10 protein-coding genes, 1 tRNA gene and 1 pseudogene are annotated in these 14418 nt (G+C 47.2%); 10 read left to right on the top strand and 2 right to left on the bottom strand.

Annotated elements, in window-relative coordinates:
• Positions 1 to 4 precede the first annotated feature (4 nt).
• From hypA to E5342_RS11000, 3 genes are read left to right on the top strand one after another with little or no spacing between them, the layout of a single operon-like run.
• Positions 5 to 352, top strand: coding sequence for a hydrogenase maturation nickel metallochaperone HypA (gene hypA, locus E5342_RS11010; protein ID WP_121736810.1), 348 nt, complete (start codon positions 5 to 7; stop codon positions 350 to 352).
• A 29-nt stretch (positions 353 to 381) separates the two neighbouring features.
• Complete coding sequence (gene hypB, locus E5342_RS11005; protein ID WP_121736811.1) at positions 382 to 1086, top strand: hydrogenase nickel incorporation protein HypB; 705 nt, start codon at positions 382 to 384, stop codon at positions 1084 to 1086.
• 22 nt (positions 1087 to 1108) lie between these two features.
• On the top strand, positions 1109 to 3169 hold the full coding sequence (locus E5342_RS11000) for an acetate--CoA ligase family protein (RefSeq protein ID WP_121736812.1): 2061 nt from the start codon (positions 1109 to 1111) through the stop codon (positions 3167 to 3169).
• Between the two features lie 62 nt (positions 3170 to 3231).
• Here the strand turns inward: E5342_RS11000 and E5342_RS10995 are convergent, their stop codons facing one another.
• Together E5342_RS10995 and E5342_RS10990 are read right to left on the bottom strand one after the other, a co-directional pair.
• Positions 3232 to 3849, bottom strand: coding sequence for a recombinase family protein (locus tag E5342_RS10995; RefSeq protein WP_005855033.1), 618 nt, complete (start codon positions 3847 to 3849; stop codon positions 3232 to 3234).
• 140 nt (positions 3850 to 3989) lie between these two features.
• Positions 3990 to 4076: transfer RNA gene (locus tag E5342_RS10990), tRNA-Ser, on the bottom strand.
• Between the two features lie 139 nt (positions 4077 to 4215).
• On the opposite strand from E5342_RS10990, the gene mltG reads away from it, so the two are divergent.
• From mltG to E5342_RS10955, 7 genes and pseudogenes are all read left to right on the top strand, one after another.
• Positions 4216 to 5265 (top strand): endolytic transglycosylase MltG, encoded by a 1050-nt coding sequence (gene mltG, locus E5342_RS10985; protein ID WP_121736813.1) that lies wholly within the window; start codon positions 4216 to 4218, stop codon positions 5263 to 5265.
• A 209-nt stretch (positions 5266 to 5474) separates the two neighbouring features.
• Positions 5475 to 7076, top strand: coding sequence for a thiamine pyrophosphate-dependent enzyme (locus tag E5342_RS10980; RefSeq protein ID WP_121736814.1), 1602 nt, complete (start codon positions 5475 to 5477; stop codon positions 7074 to 7076).
• Positions 7073 to 7654, top strand: coding sequence for an indolepyruvate oxidoreductase subunit beta (locus E5342_RS10975; RefSeq protein ID WP_121736815.1), 582 nt, complete (start codon positions 7073 to 7075; stop codon positions 7652 to 7654). The genes E5342_RS10980 and E5342_RS10975 overlap by 4 nt, the downstream gene beginning before the upstream one ends.
• A gap of 188 nt (positions 7655 to 7842) precedes the next feature.
• Positions 7843 to 8352 carry a TlpA family protein disulfide reductase gene (locus E5342_RS10970; protein ID WP_121736816.1) on the top strand — a complete coding sequence of 170 codons (510 nt, stop codon included), beginning with the start codon at positions 7843 to 7845 and terminating at the stop codon, positions 8350 to 8352.
• Between the two features lie 5 nt (positions 8353 to 8357).
• Positions 8358 to 9146 carry a 4Fe-4S binding protein gene (locus tag E5342_RS10965; RefSeq protein ID WP_121736817.1) on the top strand — a complete coding sequence of 263 codons (789 nt, stop codon included), beginning with the start codon at positions 8358 to 8360 and terminating at the stop codon, positions 9144 to 9146.
• Between the two features lie 121 nt (positions 9147 to 9267).
• Positions 9268 to 11694, top strand: a pseudogene (locus tag E5342_RS10960) (alpha-L-rhamnosidase C-terminal domain-containing protein).
• Between the two features lie 18 nt (positions 11695 to 11712).
• Entirely contained in the window at positions 11713 to 13443 is a 1731-nt protein-coding gene (locus E5342_RS10955; protein ID WP_121736818.1) for a bifunctional metallophosphatase/5'-nucleotidase, read from the top strand.
• The last annotated feature ends 975 nt before the right edge of the window (positions 13444 to 14418 follow it).

The raw sequence follows: 14418 nt of genomic DNA, 5'->3' as shown, positions 1-14418 counted from the left end.
AGATATGCATGAGTTGTCCATAGCCCGTAGCATCGTGGAGCTGGTCGAGGAACAAGCGGATAACCGGGGAGCCTCGGTGGTCGAAGAGTTGGAGTTAGAGATAGGACATTTGTCCGGCGTAGAGATCCAAACCTTAGCGTTCGCATTGGATAGCGCCATAAAAGGTAGCAAGCTGGAAAAGGCCCGGATTATCCGTCATTATATTGAGGGGGAAGGACAGTGTAGCGACTGTGAGACCATTTTCCCAATGAACGCCTTGTTTTCCCCTTGTCCCCATTGTGGTTCCTATTTAGTTAAAATCCTTAAAGGGAAGGAACTTCGGGTGAAGTCGATTGTTGTTAAAAAGGAATGATATATTAATGAAATAAAAACTTAAATACTATGTGCGGAACTTGCGGATGCGGAGAGCATCATCACCATCCTGATGAAGGGATCGTAATTAATCTGGAACAAGATATACTTCAACGTAACAACTTATTGGCGGAGCGAAACCGGGGATATTTCGAGGCTAAGAACCTGTTCTGCCTGAACTTGATGAGTTCACCCGGATCTGGTAAGACAACCTTGCTGGAAGAGACGATCTGCCGTTTGAAAGCGAAGCAACCGATCTATGTGATAGAGGGCGATCAACAAACCTCAAACGATGCCGACCGTATAGCGGCGTTGGAGATTCCCGTGTTTCAGGTAAATACCGGTTCCGGCTGTCATTTGGAAGCCGACATGGTCAATCATGCCGTTAAGCATCTGAATCCGAAGGAGGGAGCGATCCTTTTTATAGAGAATGTCGGTAATTTGGTCTGTCCGGCTATGTTCGATCTCGGAGAGTCCAAGAAAGTCGTTATCGTGAGTACGACGGAGGGGGATGATAAACCGTTGAAATACCCACATATCTTTCAGGAGGCAGATATCTGCGTAATCAACAAGATTGATCTGGCTCCTTATCTGAATACAAAAGTGGAAGTGCTTCGGGAAAACGCCTTGAAGGTAAATCACCATCTTCAGATATTTGAGGTATCCGCCACGAAAGGAGATGGGATGGATGCATGGTGTGACTGGTTGCAGACAGAGAGTGCAAAGTGTAAATAAATAACGAACTAAACAAAATATTATGATTAACCGAGAATTGATTAATCCTCAAAGCATCGTAGTGGTGGGAGGTTCCAACAGCGTACATAAACCGGGCGGTCGTATCGTGCGAAACCTGTTGGATGGAAAATATAAAGGAGAATTATGTGTGGTAAACGCCAAGGAGACAGACGTGCAAGGCGTCAAGTCTTATCCTTCTGTACATGATATCCCGGAGACGGAGTTGGCGATCATCTCGATTCCGAGTAAATCGTGCCCCGAGGTGATGGAAGTGCTGGCCCGGCAAAAGGGGGTAAAAGCTTTTATCGTGATCTCGGCTGGCTTCGGCGAGGAGACACACGAGGGCGGTATCTTGGAACAACAGATGCTGGATGTCGTGAATGAGGCGGGAGCTTCCTTGATCGGTCCGAACTGTATCGGGTTGATGAATATGAATTATCATGGCGTGTTTACGCAACCGATACCGGAATTCCATCCCGATGGCGTGGATTTCATCTCTAGCTCCGGCGGTACGGCCTTGTTCATTATCGAGTCGGCGCTGACAAAAGGGCTGCGTTTCTCTTCTGTTTGGTCGGTTGGAAACTCCAAGCAGAATGGAGTAGAGGATATTCTTGAATATATGGATCGGAACTTTGATCCGGTATTGGACTCCAAGATCAAGATGTTGTATATCGAGCAAATCAAGCAACCGGATAAATTGTTGTATCATGCGTCTTCCTTGATACGTAAGGGATGCAAGATCGCCGCTATCAAGGCGGGAAGTACGGAGTCGGGAAAGCGAGCTGCCTCTTCGCATACGGGCGCTATCGCTAGTTCGGACTCTGCCGTGGAGGCTTTGTTCCGTAAGGCGGGTATCGTGCGTTGTTTTAGCCGTGAGGAATTGACTACCGTGGCGAGTATCTTTACCTTGAAAGACGTGAAAGGGAAGAATTGTGCGATCGTGACACATGCCGGAGGGCCTGCGGTAATGCTGGCGGACGCTTTATCCAAGGGGCGTTTGAATGTTCCTAGTTTGGAAGGCCCTATCGCTGATGAGTTGAAATCCAAGCTGTATCCGGGTGCCGCTGTCGGTAATCCGATTGATATTATCGGTACGGGGACACCGGAACATCTGGCTACAGCCATCGATTTCTGTGAGAATCGTTTTGATAATGTGGATTTGATGATGGTCATCTTCGGTAGTCCCGGTTTGGTAAAACTTTATGATACCTACGAGGTACTTCATAAAAAGATGGAAGAGTGCAAGAAGCCGATCTTCCCGATATTACCGTCTATCGTGACGGCCGGACCGGAGGTGAAGAGCTTTGTCAAGAAAGGCCATGTGAACTTCTCGGACGAGGTGACATTGGGTACCGCCCTTTCACGGGTGATCAATACGCCGAAACCGATGAGCACGGATATCCAGCTATATGGCGTGGATGTACCGGAAGTTCGTCGTATCATAGACCGGTTGCCGGGTAGCGGTTATTTAAATCCGGAGGAAGTGCGTACATTGTTGCGTGCCGCTAATATCCCGTTAGTGGAGGAATATGCTTCGGATGATAGGGATGCGTTGCTGGCTTTTGCCAAGAAGGTGAAATATCCGGTGGTAGCCAAGGTCGTGGGGCCTGTGCATAAGAGCGATATCGGTGGTGTGGCCTTGAATATCCGTGGAGAAGAGCATTTATTGTTCGAGTATGAACGTATGATGCGTCTGCCGGGTGTTACGGGCATCATGGTACAACCGATGTTGAAAGGACAGGAATTATTCTTGGGTGCCAAATATGAGGATCGTTTCGGCCATGTAGTGCTTTGCGGATTGGGTGGAATCTTTGTGGAGGTATTGAAAGATGTGTCTTATGGTTTGGCTCCGTTGTCATACGATGAGACTTATTCCATGATTCGTTCCTTGAGAGGGTATCCGATCATTAAAGGTACACGTGGGCAAAAGGGTATCGACGAGCAACAATATGCGGACATTATCGTTCGCCTCTCTACCTTATTGCGTTTTGCCAGCGAGATAAAGGAAATGGATATAAATCCGTTGGTGGCTACGGATAGAGGCTTGTTCGCTGTAGACGCCCGTATCCGTATAGAGAAATAAAAAAACAAGCTCCTTTCACTACTGAATGCTAATATACTTAGCAGAGGTGAAAGGAGCTTTTCTTATTTTTTAGTCTTCTTCTTTTTCTTATCGGGAAGATACTCTTTCAGGAAGCGTTTAAAGCTACTTAGTGATACATTGTATTTTTCCGCTATCTGGGCGTAAGTCAAGCTCGGGTCTTTCAAATCTTTCTCGATTTGTTCCTTATAAGGCTCCAAGCGTCCCATTTGTTGGCTACCTTTCGGACGGCCCAGCACCACACCTTTACTTCTGATCAAGGCAAGGGCTTCCTTTGTACGGATAGAGACCAGCTTTCGCTCGATCTCAGAGACCAGACCGAAGGTAAAGGCCAAAGTCTTACTGTCGATATTATCTTCGAACACATATCCGTCGCTTACGCTACGAAGCGTTACTTTTCGTTCGATACAAAGCAAAATGATATGGATGATCTCGATCATCTTACGGCTCACACGAGATATATCGGACACAAGTATCTCATCCCCGGGACTTAAAGATTTGACAATACTTTCCAGTCTGCGGTTCGCGCGAGGACTATTTCCCACCTCTTTAGCCCACTTCCCGATCTCTATCTTCTGTGATTCGGCAAATTCCCGGATCACAGCTTCTTGGACCTCGGAGTTTTGCTTATTGTTATATGTTCGGATAAAAGCAATTGTCATAATGTATATATTTAATTATCTCCTTTTAATAACAGATCGACTTACGATAAGTTCAAATATGACAAATATATGAAACACTTTAATTCGGTTGGCTTAAAAAACAAAAAAACCAACTAATAAATTTATTAGTTGGCTCTTTGCGGAAGCGGGGGGATTCGAACCCCCGGTACCCTAACGAGTACGTCAGTTTAGCAAACTGGTGGTTTCAGCCACTCACCCACACTTCCTTGTGTGTTCTGTGCTTCTTCCTTAGAATTGCGATGCAAAGGTATAACTATAATTTTAAATAAACAAGGCTTTGCACATCATTTTTTTCGAAAAAAGATACTACTTTTGTGCCTTATTCTGATATTCAATAGATTATTCATGGATTTGAACAAACAAATTTTATCGAAGCGTTCGATAACCATCGCCTTGATAGCGATTCTCGTTGTTTTGATAGGTGGTGGAGGCTTTTGGGCGTACCGTTTGGCTTGGGCTCCGAATTTTAAGCCGGATAAGCCGGTTTATGTCTATATAAATGATAAGAGGGATTTTGATGATCTTTGCCGGCAGTTGGGGGATTCGGCGAACTGTCTCCGTATCGGTAGCTTTAAGCAATTGAGTGGATTGCTGAAATATCCTGCGTCTATGCGTACCGGTCGATACGCCGTGAAGCCCGGCATGAGTAATTTAACCTTATTGAACGACTTGCGGAGAGGGCATCAGGTAGCGACCCGTGTTACTTTTAATAATATCCGTCTCAAGGAGGATCTGGCGGAGCGTATAAGTGATCAATTGATGTTCGGGAAGGAAGAGCTCCTGCGTTTATTGAGTGATTCCGTGTATTGCGACTCTTTAGGTTTTACCCCGGAAACGATCCATGCCCTCTTCATTCCGAATACCTATGAGATTTATTGGAATATATCCGCAGATAAATTTATACGTCGTATGAAACGTGAATACGACGCTTTCTGGACACCGGAACGATCGAAAAAGGCTGAGGAGATCGGGCTTAGACCGATCGAGGTGTCTATTCTGGCTTCTATCGTGGAAGAAGAGACGGCGGCATCGGACGAATATCCGATCGTGGCGGGCCTTTATATCAACCGCCTTCATGCCGGTATTCCTTTACAGGCAGACCCTACCGTGAAGTTCGCGGTGGGGGATTTTTCTTTGCGACGTATCTTATTTGAGCATTTGGAAGTAGATTCTCCTTATAATACCTATAAGTATGCGGGCCTGCCTCCCGGTCCTCTGCGGATCCCTACGATCAAGGGATTGAATAGCGTATTGAACCATACGAAACATAAATATTTGTACATGTGCGCTAAGGAGGATTTCTCGGGACGGCATAATTTCGCCGTGACCTTGGCGGAGCATAACCGCAATGCCAACCGCTATCGGGCAGAGTTGAATCGGCGCCGGATCCGGTAATGGATCTCTCTTGTTGAATCGTTATCACTGCAACCCGCCTTGCAGTAGTTCTGCAACGCCTGTGCAGTGATGCTGCAAGGCGGGTTGCAGTGATGTATGTTCATTACTGAATCTACATGCGCATTGCGTTATTCATTCTAAATTGAACATTTTTCATTACCTTTGGCCGTTAATAGTGTGAATAGTCAATATTAAGAAAACAGATACACATGGAAAAACATTTATTTTTGGGGGACGAGGCCATAGCGCAAGCCGCTATAGACGCTGGCATCTCCGGGGTGTACGCATACCCGGGAACCCCTTCTACTGAAATCACGGAATATATCCAAGGTTCTCCGGTAACGAAGGAAAGAGGTATCCATTGTCGCTGGAGCGCGAATGAGAAAACCGCCATGGAAGCCGCTTTGGGTATGTGCTATGCCGGTAAACGTGCGCTTTGCTGCATGAAACATGTAGGCTTGAACGTAGCCGCCGATTGCTTTATGAACGCCGCTATGAGCGGTATCAACGGAGGTATGATCATCCTTACGGCCGACGACCCATCCATGCACTCTTCCCAGAATGAGCAAGACAACCGTGTTTATGGCAATTTCGCCATGATCCCGATGTTCGAGCCATCCAGCCAGCAAGAGGCTTATGATATGGTATATCATGGGTTCGAGCTGTCCGAGAAATTAGGGTATCCTATCTTGCTGCGTGTAACGACCCGTATGGCGCATTCTCGTGCCGGTGTCGTAACCAGCCCGTTGAAGCCGGAGAACCGGATGAGTTGTCCGGAAGACGGTCGTCAACGTTTTATCTTACTCCCGGCATTGGCTCGTAAACGTTTCAAGAGTTTGCTGGTGTCTCAAGAGGCTTTCACGGAAGCTTCCGAGAATTCCGCGTATAATAAGTATTTCGATGCCCCGAATAAAGACTTGGGTATCATCACGACGGGTATCGCTTTCAATTATCTTTCCGAGAATTATCCGGACGGTTTCGAGCATCCCGTATTGAAGATCTCCCAGTATCCGCTTCCGAGAAAGCAAGTGGAGAAGATCGTTGGCGAGTGTAAGGAGATCTTAGTGTTGGAAGAGGGATATCCGGTTGTCGAGGAGCAATTGAAGGGTTTCTTGGGGAAGGGAGTGACGGTTCATGGCCGTTTGGACGGTACGCTTCAGCGTGACGGCGAGCTTACGCCAGACGCGGTAGGCAAAGCCTTGGGTAAGGAGATCCAGAGCTATTACGCGATCCCCGAGGTGGTTGAGCAACGTCCGCCCGCATTGTGCCAAGGTTGTGGACACCGGGATATGTATGAGGCCTTGAACGAGGTGATCGCCGAGTATAACGGTACGGCTAAGGTGTTTGGCGATATCGGCTGTTATACCTTGGGAGCTTTGCCTCCTTTCCGTGCGATCGATTCTTGTATCGATATGGGGGCCTCCATCACGATGGCGAAGGGGGCTTCCGACGCGGGTGTATTCCCTGCTATCTCCGTGATCGGCGATTCTACGTTTACCCATTCCGGTATGACTGGTTTGCTGGATTGCGTGAACGAGAACACGAACATCACTATCGTTATCTCCGATAATGAGACGACGGCCATGACCGGAGGGCAGGATTCCGCCGGAACAGGACGTCTGGAGTCTATCTGCGCCGGTATCGGTGTGGACCCGGCTCACATCCGTGTGATGGTTCCTTTGAAAAAGAACTACGAGGAGATGAAAGCCATCATCCGCGAGGAGATCGAGTACAAGGGCGTATCCGTATTGATCCCCCGCCGTGAGTGTATCCAGACATTAACCAGAAAGAAAAAAGCAAGCAAGAAATGAAGACAGATATTATACTATCAGGCGTAGGAGGACAGGGTATCCTTTCTATCGCCGCCGTTATTGGAGAAGCCGCCTTAAAAGAAGGTCTGTATATGAAGCAAGCGGAAGTACACGGTATGAGTCAGCGGGGTGGAGACGTGCAGTCTAACCTGCGTCTTTCCGATGAGCCGATCGCCTCGGACTTGATCCCTAAGGGCCACGCAGATTTGATCATCTCCTTGGAACCGATGGAGAGCTTGCGTTATCTGCCTTACCTGAAAAAAGAGGGTTGGCTGGTGACAAACTCCCGTCCGTTCGTGAACATCCCGAACTATCCGGAGATCGAGAAAGTGAACGCCGAGTTGGACAAACTCCCTCACAAGGTCGTATTGGACGTGGAGGAGATCGCCAAGGAAGCGGGTTCTGTCCGTGCCGCCAATATCGTGATGTTGGGGGCAGCTACCCCGTTCCTAGGTATCGATTACGATAAGATCGAGGCGGGAATCCGTCAGATATTCGGTCGTAAGGGCGAGGAGATTGTCAATATGAACTTAAAGGCATTGAAAGCGGGCTATGATTTAGCTCGAGGGATTCAGTAGGCATTGTCAAAAACCGTGACAGTGTAGAAGTGCTGTCGCAAACCGAAATAGCGCTTATGATTTTCTAGAAGCACTGTCACGGATCGTGGCGGTGCTTTTAATTTATAGTAAGCTCTGTCCTGCTTTTTTCAAGGATGAGAAAAAATAAACGTATCTTTGTGGCTGAATCTTAAACAAGAATTAGCCTTATGAAAAAGTGTTTATTGACAAGTTTACTAGCGTTATTAGCTTTCGTAGGCAAAGCTCAGGAGGATAACTCCGATCTCGTGAAGGTCGGTGATACCATGCCGTCATTTACGATTGTTTCCGACAACGGGAGTAAGTTGCAGTCCGCTTCGTTGAAGGGAAAAGTGATCCTCGTGAATTTTTTCGCCACTTGGTGTCCTCCTTGCCAAAAAGAATTGGCCGCTGTCCAACAAACCCTCTGGCCGAAATACAAGAACAACAAGGACTTCGTTCTCTTGGTGATCGGGCGTGAGCATTCCGATGCCGATCTACAGAAATATAACGAGAAAAAAGGCTTCGATTTTCCTTTGTATCCCGATAAGGACCGGGCTATTTTCGGCGCTTTCGCCAAGAACTTGATCCCTCGCGGCTATTTGGTCGGAAAAGACGGGAAGATCATTTATACGAGCAAAGGCTATACCGATGAGGAATTTGCTGAGTTAATGACTAAAATAGAGGGTGCGTTAAAATAAGAATCATGAAATATAGTAACATACATTTAATTTATTTTTCTCCGACACACACGTCCGCCAAGATCGTTTATGCGATAGCGGAAGGAATGGGTGCCACTTCGATGTCCGAGTCGGATGTCACTTGCGAGTGTCCGGATATGGAAGAGCATATTGATGATGAGCTGACGATTATAGCCGCTCCTGTATACGGTGGCCGTGTAGCGGAGACTGCCATGGAACGTTTTCGCATGTTCCGCTCCGCCCACCATGCGCCGGTAATCCCCGTGGTACTGTATGGGAACCGGGATTATGAGGATGCCTTGAAGGAGCTTTGCGATTTAGTGTCGGAGCAGGGGTTCGTACCTGTGGCTGCCGGAGCGTTTATCGGCGAACATTCTTTCAGCCGCAAGGGGATGCCCATTGCCGAGGGGCGTCCGGACGAGTCGGATCTTAATCAGGCTACGGAATTCGGGAAAAAGATTATCGAGGAGTTGGAGAAGGTTTCCTGCGTGGAATGCTTGTCCGCCTTGGAGGTGAAAGGTAATTTCCCGTATCGGGTGAAAAGCCCTTCCACTCCGCAGGCTCCGGTTACGGATAACGATCTATGTACGCAATGTGAGTATTGCGTGGATGTATGTCCTACGCATGCGATATCCTTGGCAGACGAGGGTATGTATAGCGACCCGAACCTATGTATCAAATGTTGCGCCTGCGTGAAAGAGTGTCCCGAGGGCGCACGTACTTTCGATACTCCTTACACGGCGATGCTCCATAAGAATTTTAGCGCACGGCGGGAACCGGAGATATTCTTCTAATGGAGGATCGGGCATCCGGTATATTGTGAGGGAAAGCGTCAAAAGGCAAAAGTTCTTTTGGTGCTTTCTCTTTTTTTGTACCTTTGTTCGGATCGTTAATCTCAAATAATACCGTGTTTGTATGAAAAACTATTTATTCCTTTTGCTTTTTGTGTTTCAAGCCTTCTCCCTGTCTTCCCAGATTAGCCTGAAAGGGTATCATCAGGAGAAGATCGACCCTTCTCTTTTTGAGGGACGTTGGAAAGCCCGTTGGATCTCCTACCCGGGTGAGGCTCCAAATGTATATGGGGTCTATCATTTTCGTAAATCGTTCGATCTGGAGGTGGTTCCTTCCCGGTTTATCGTCCATGTTTCCGCCGATAACCGTTATAAATTATATGCAAACGGGAAATTGGTATCCTTGGGCCCGGCCCGTGGGGATGTCTATAACTGGAATTTCGAGACGGTGGATCTGGCTCCTTATCTGAGGAAGGGGAAGAATACGCTGGCCTCTGTCGTCTGGAATTATGCCGAGCGGAAACCTGCCGCCCAGATCAGTTACGATCAGACTGGCTTTATCTTACAAGGCAATACGGGGCAAGAGGCGATCGTAAATACGGATACCACTTGGGTCTGCCTGCGTAATAAGGCGTACGCTCCTTGGACCGAATGGCAGGTCTTGGGGTATTACGTGGCCGGCCCGGGTGAGGAATTGGAAGCCTCCGCTTATCCTTGGGGCTGGGAACAACCGGATTACGACGACAGGAAATGGGAGAAGGCCGTACGGGGCATGGAGGGTGCCACGAAAGGATCGAGAGATTACCCGGGACGGTTGCTGGTTCCTAGCCCGATACCTCCGATGGACAGCCGGATCGAGCGTCTGGCCAAGCTCCGCCGGTCGGAAGGGATCGAATGCCCGCAAGGATTTCCTTACTGGCCAAAAGCCTTGACAATCCCGGCGAATACGGAGGTCCGCTTGCTTCTGGATAATGATTACCTGACAACGGGGTATTTCTCCTTGGCCTTCAGCAAGGGAAAGGAGGCCGAGATTCGTATCGGTTATTCGGAAGCCCTTTATAGGCAAGAAGAAGAATCGACCACTAAATCGTATGCGCTGAATGGCAAGGGGCATCGGGATGAGTTGACGGATAAGCGGTTTATCGGGTACGAGGATAAGATACTGGCTGATGGGGGAGATAATCGTCTTTTCACCTCCCTGTGGTGGCGTACATGGAGATATGTGGAGTTGAAAGTGAAGACAGCTTCCGAGCCTTTGGTGATCGAGGATATATATGGGACTTTCTCCGCTTATCCCTTCCGTAACGAGACCGCTTTCTCCGCTCCGGGGCATGAGGAGCTGGGCCGTATGCTTGAGATAGGCTGGCGTACCGCTCGTCTGTGCGCCAATGAGACGTATATGGACTGCCCGTATTACGAGCAACTGCAATATTTCGGGGATACACGTATACAGGCAATGATTTCCATGTATAATACATCAGACCCTTATATGGTGAAGAATGCCATAGAGCAAGGACGGCAGTCCATGGTGGCGGAAGGAATTACGATGAGCCGATATCCGTCTAGCGTACATCAGTTTATATCCTCGTTCTCTCTCTGGTGGATTTGTATGGGGCACGATTATTGGATGTACCGTGGGGATGAGGCATACATGAAGACCTTGCTTCCCGCTTACCGTCAGGTTTTGTCGTGGTACGAGCAATGGTTGAAGCCGGATTATAGTTTGTCCTACGTTCCTCATTGGTTCTTCGTGGATTGGGCGGCTGGCTTTGATTATGGTGAGCCGATACGGGAGAAAGAGGGAAACTCGGCGCTCCAGGATTTGATGTATATAATGACCTTGGAGTTTGCGGCGGAGATGGAGCAAGCGATCGGCCTTCCTGCCATGGCAGATCATTATCGGGAGATCGCTACCGAGATGCGTAAGACGATCCGCCCGAAATATTGGGACGCTGCCCGTAATCTATTCGCCGATACGCAGGATCATCGAGGCTATTCCCAGCATGTAAATGCCTTGGCGATTCTAACTGGGGTTACGAAAGGGGAGGAGGCCGTAAAGGTGATGACCCAAACCTTAGCGGATACGAGCTTGATCCAATGCACGATCTATTTTCGTTATTACTTGAATCAAGCGTTAAAAGCCTCCGGCCTAGGGGATCAATTCTTGGATAACTTACAAATATAGCGGGATCAGATGGCATTGGGATTGACTACATGGGCTGAGATGCCGGAGCCGTCTCGTTCGGATTGCCATGCTTGGGGAGCCAGTCCGAATATCGAGTTTTACCGGATCTTGTTGGGGATAGATAGTGATGCTCCCGGATTTAGGAAGATACGGATCGCTCCGTCTTTGGGAAAACTGAAGGAGGTTTCCGGTACGATCCCACATCCGCTTGGAAGCGTGACCGCCGCTTATAAATTGGATGAGAGAGGTGAGGGAACCGCCCGTCTGGTCTTGCCGGAAGGTACTACGGGTATATTTATCTGGAATGGAAAAGAAATCCCGTTGAAACCGGGCGAACAGGTTATTTCGTTATCTTCGCGTCATTAATCTATCTAAAATCCTGATATGAGACGAGTTTATTCAATTGCCTTATTGCTGCTGGTCGCTCTCGGTCTGTCGGCGACAACGAAGGAAGTAAAGTTGAAATTAGTGGAAACCGGTGATATCCATGGAAACTTCTTCCCGTATAATTTTATCGAGCAGCGGGAGTGGGGAGGAAGTCTGGCACGGGTATATTCGTTCGTGCAAGAAGAACGCCGGGCGTATGGCGATAACCTTTTGCTATTGGATAATGGCGATATCTTGCAAGGACAACCTTCGGCGTATTATTATAATTTCATGGATACGGTCTCTACGCATATAGCTTCCGCCATGATGAATTATATGGGGTACAATGCGGGAAATATGGGTAACCATGATGTAGAGGCTGGCCATGCCGTTTTCGATCGTTGGATCAAACAATGTGATTTCCCAATCTTGGGTGCCAATATTATCCGTACCTCCGACCGGGAGACCTATTTAAAGCCCTATGAGGTATTTGAGCGTGACGGTGTGAAGATCGTTGTACTGGGGATGATTACTCCGGCTATTCCTGTATGGTTGCCGGAGACTCTGTGGCAAGGTCTTTATTTCGCCGATATGGAAGAGACGGCCCGTAAATGGATGAAGATCATTCAGGAGAAGGAGAAGCCGGATGTTGTGGTAGGTATCTTTCATGCGGGAAACGAGGCTCGTACCATGTCTGGCCAGTACCGTGAGGATGCGTCGATGGAGGTTGCCCAGCGCATTCCGGGCTTCGATGTGGTTATGATGGGGCATGATCATCGCCGGTATTGTGGTAAGGTGGCGAATATCGAGGGAGATTCCGTGTTACTGATAAATCCGGCAAGTAATGGGCGTGTAGTCGGTTCCGTTGATGTCGTGTTAAAGATGGAGCATGGAAAGGTTTTGGATAAACAAGTATCGGGTGTTTTGACGGATGTGGATAAGTTGGAGCCTAGCGAGGAGTTTATGGAGAAATTCGCTCCGCAATACAAAGCGGTGAATGATTTTGTCTCCGAGAAGGTGGGAACTTTTACGGAGAGTATCGCGACCCGTCCCGCTTACTTTGGGCCATCCGCTTTTATTGATTTTATTCACTCTTTACAATTGGAGTTGACTGGTGCGGACGTCTCTTTTGCCGCCCCGTTATCCTTTGACGCAAAAATAGATAAAGGGGATATCACGATCAGCGATATGTTCAGTCTTTACAAATATGAGAATATGCTTTATACGATGAATTTGACGGGAGCCGAGATCAAAGGTTTCTTGGAGGAATCATACGCTATGTGGACCAACCGGATGAAATCTCCGGACGATCATGTCTTATTATTGAAAGAGAGAAAGAAAGGACAGGAGAATTATGTCTCATTCGTCAACTTCAGTTTTAACTTTGACTCCGCAGCTGGTATCATTTACACCGTGGACGTAACGAAACCAGAGGGTGAGAAGATTACGATCTTGAAAATGGCGGATAACAGGCCTTTCGACGAGAATAAAACGTATAAAGTAGCTCTCAACTCTTACCGAGGTAATGGAGGAGGTGAGTTATTGACGAAAGGGGCCGGTATTCCCCAAGACGAGTTAAAGAGTCGTATCATTCATTCGACCGATAAAGACCTCCGTTATTATATGATTCAATATATAAAGGAAAAGGGCGTACTTAGCCCACAACCTTTAAACCAATGGCAAATGATCCCGCAGGATTGGACGAGACCGGCGGCCGAACGGGATTGTAAGTTTCTTTTCGGGGAATGAGTTTCCGTCCTTGAAGTGTCTGGTTTGCGATAGTATCTCAATGGGAAACGGTGGTAAAGTCAATGGAATAGAGATGGTTTCTCAATGACTTTACGGCCGTGTCCCATTGACTTTTTTGTATCCTGGATAAGTTGGTAGAGGATGGTTCAGGGCGATTAAGGCGATTATTTACATGGTTTGTAAAACTTTTTCTGTAAACAACGTGTATACTCTCTGTCTATAGAGTGATGTAATGATATTATTTTTTTTAAAAGTTTCTTTAACCACGTAAATAATCGCCCTGGATTTTTTCTGGGAATTTTTCTGATGCTTTAAAATATAGATATACAGTTGTTTATATGGTATTGTTCTTTTAGCCCTTTTTAATCTTTGGGGCGATATAATAGGCTTTTACTCACATTTACGTGATCCGAAAGCATTAAAACCAAGTGCATTTTGCGTGATTCCATGAGCTAAAAGCCGTTTTTTGTGTGATTTCCTTGAGGGGCCAAGATCATTTTATCGTTTTTATTACGTGCGAATGTACTTGTGGAGCACTTGTTTTTAAGTGTGTGTGGTGATACATAAGGCCACGTGGTGGGCCACGTGAGCCAAGAATGGATATTGCGTATTATTAATGTATGAAATCCCCCTCGTGAGAAAAACCTTGAAAAATAATGCCGAAAAAGTTTGGATGTTATGTTTTATAGCATTACTTTTGTACCCGCATTCGAGAGAGAACGGAGATGCCGAAATAATGAAACAAATTTTTCTTGAAAAAAGTTCCGAGATAATTTGGAAGTTTGAAAGAAAAGCACTTATCTTTGTATTCATGTTCGCAAAACGATAGCGAGAGAGAGTTCTTTGAGAGACTTACATAATTCAACAAGTAGTACAAGTATTAGGAAAAGGAATTTTTCCGGATCGATACCGTCAAAGACGTATGACTTTGGACTACGATATACGGATTCCGGGGCGAGGATAAAAGAAACAATT

This window comes from Parabacteroides distasonis, from assembly GCF_004793765.1.
Taxonomy (GTDB): Bacteria; Bacteroidota; Bacteroidia; order Bacteroidales; family Tannerellaceae; genus Parabacteroides; species Parabacteroides distasonis_A.
This window is presented reverse-complemented; position numbering and strand designations above follow the sequence as displayed.

Excerpts from the sequence above, each read along its gene's own strand:
- E5342_RS10975 (WP_121736815.1), top strand. The coding sequence starts at position 7,073 with ATGAAGACAGATATTATACTATCAGGCGTAGGAGGACAGGGTATCCTT.
- hypB (WP_121736811.1), top strand. The coding sequence starts at position 382 with ATGTGCGGAACTTGCGGATGCGGAGAGCATCATCACCATCCTGATGAA.
- E5342_RS10955 (WP_121736818.1), top strand. The coding sequence starts at position 11,713 with ATGAGACGAGTTTATTCAATTGCCTTATTGCTGCTGGTCGCTCTCGGT.
- E5342_RS10965 (WP_121736817.1), top strand. The coding sequence starts at position 8,358 with ATGAAATATAGTAACATACATTTAATTTATTTTTCTCCGACACACACG.
- hypA (WP_121736810.1), top strand. The coding sequence starts at position 5 with ATGCATGAGTTGTCCATAGCCCGTAGCATCGTGGAGCTGGTCGAGGAA.
- mltG (WP_121736813.1), top strand. The coding sequence starts at position 4,216 with ATGGATTTGAACAAACAAATTTTATCGAAGCGTTCGATAACCATCGCC.
- E5342_RS11000 (WP_121736812.1), top strand. The coding sequence starts at position 1,109 with ATGATTAACCGAGAATTGATTAATCCTCAAAGCATCGTAGTGGTGGGA.
- E5342_RS10970 (WP_121736816.1), top strand. The coding sequence starts at position 7,843 with ATGAAAAAGTGTTTATTGACAAGTTTACTAGCGTTATTAGCTTTCGTA.
- E5342_RS10980 (WP_121736814.1), top strand. The coding sequence starts at position 5,475 with ATGGAAAAACATTTATTTTTGGGGGACGAGGCCATAGCGCAAGCCGCT.
- E5342_RS10995 (WP_005855033.1), bottom strand. The coding sequence starts at position 3,849 with ATGACAATTGCTTTTATCCGAACATATAACAATAAGCAAAACTCCGAG.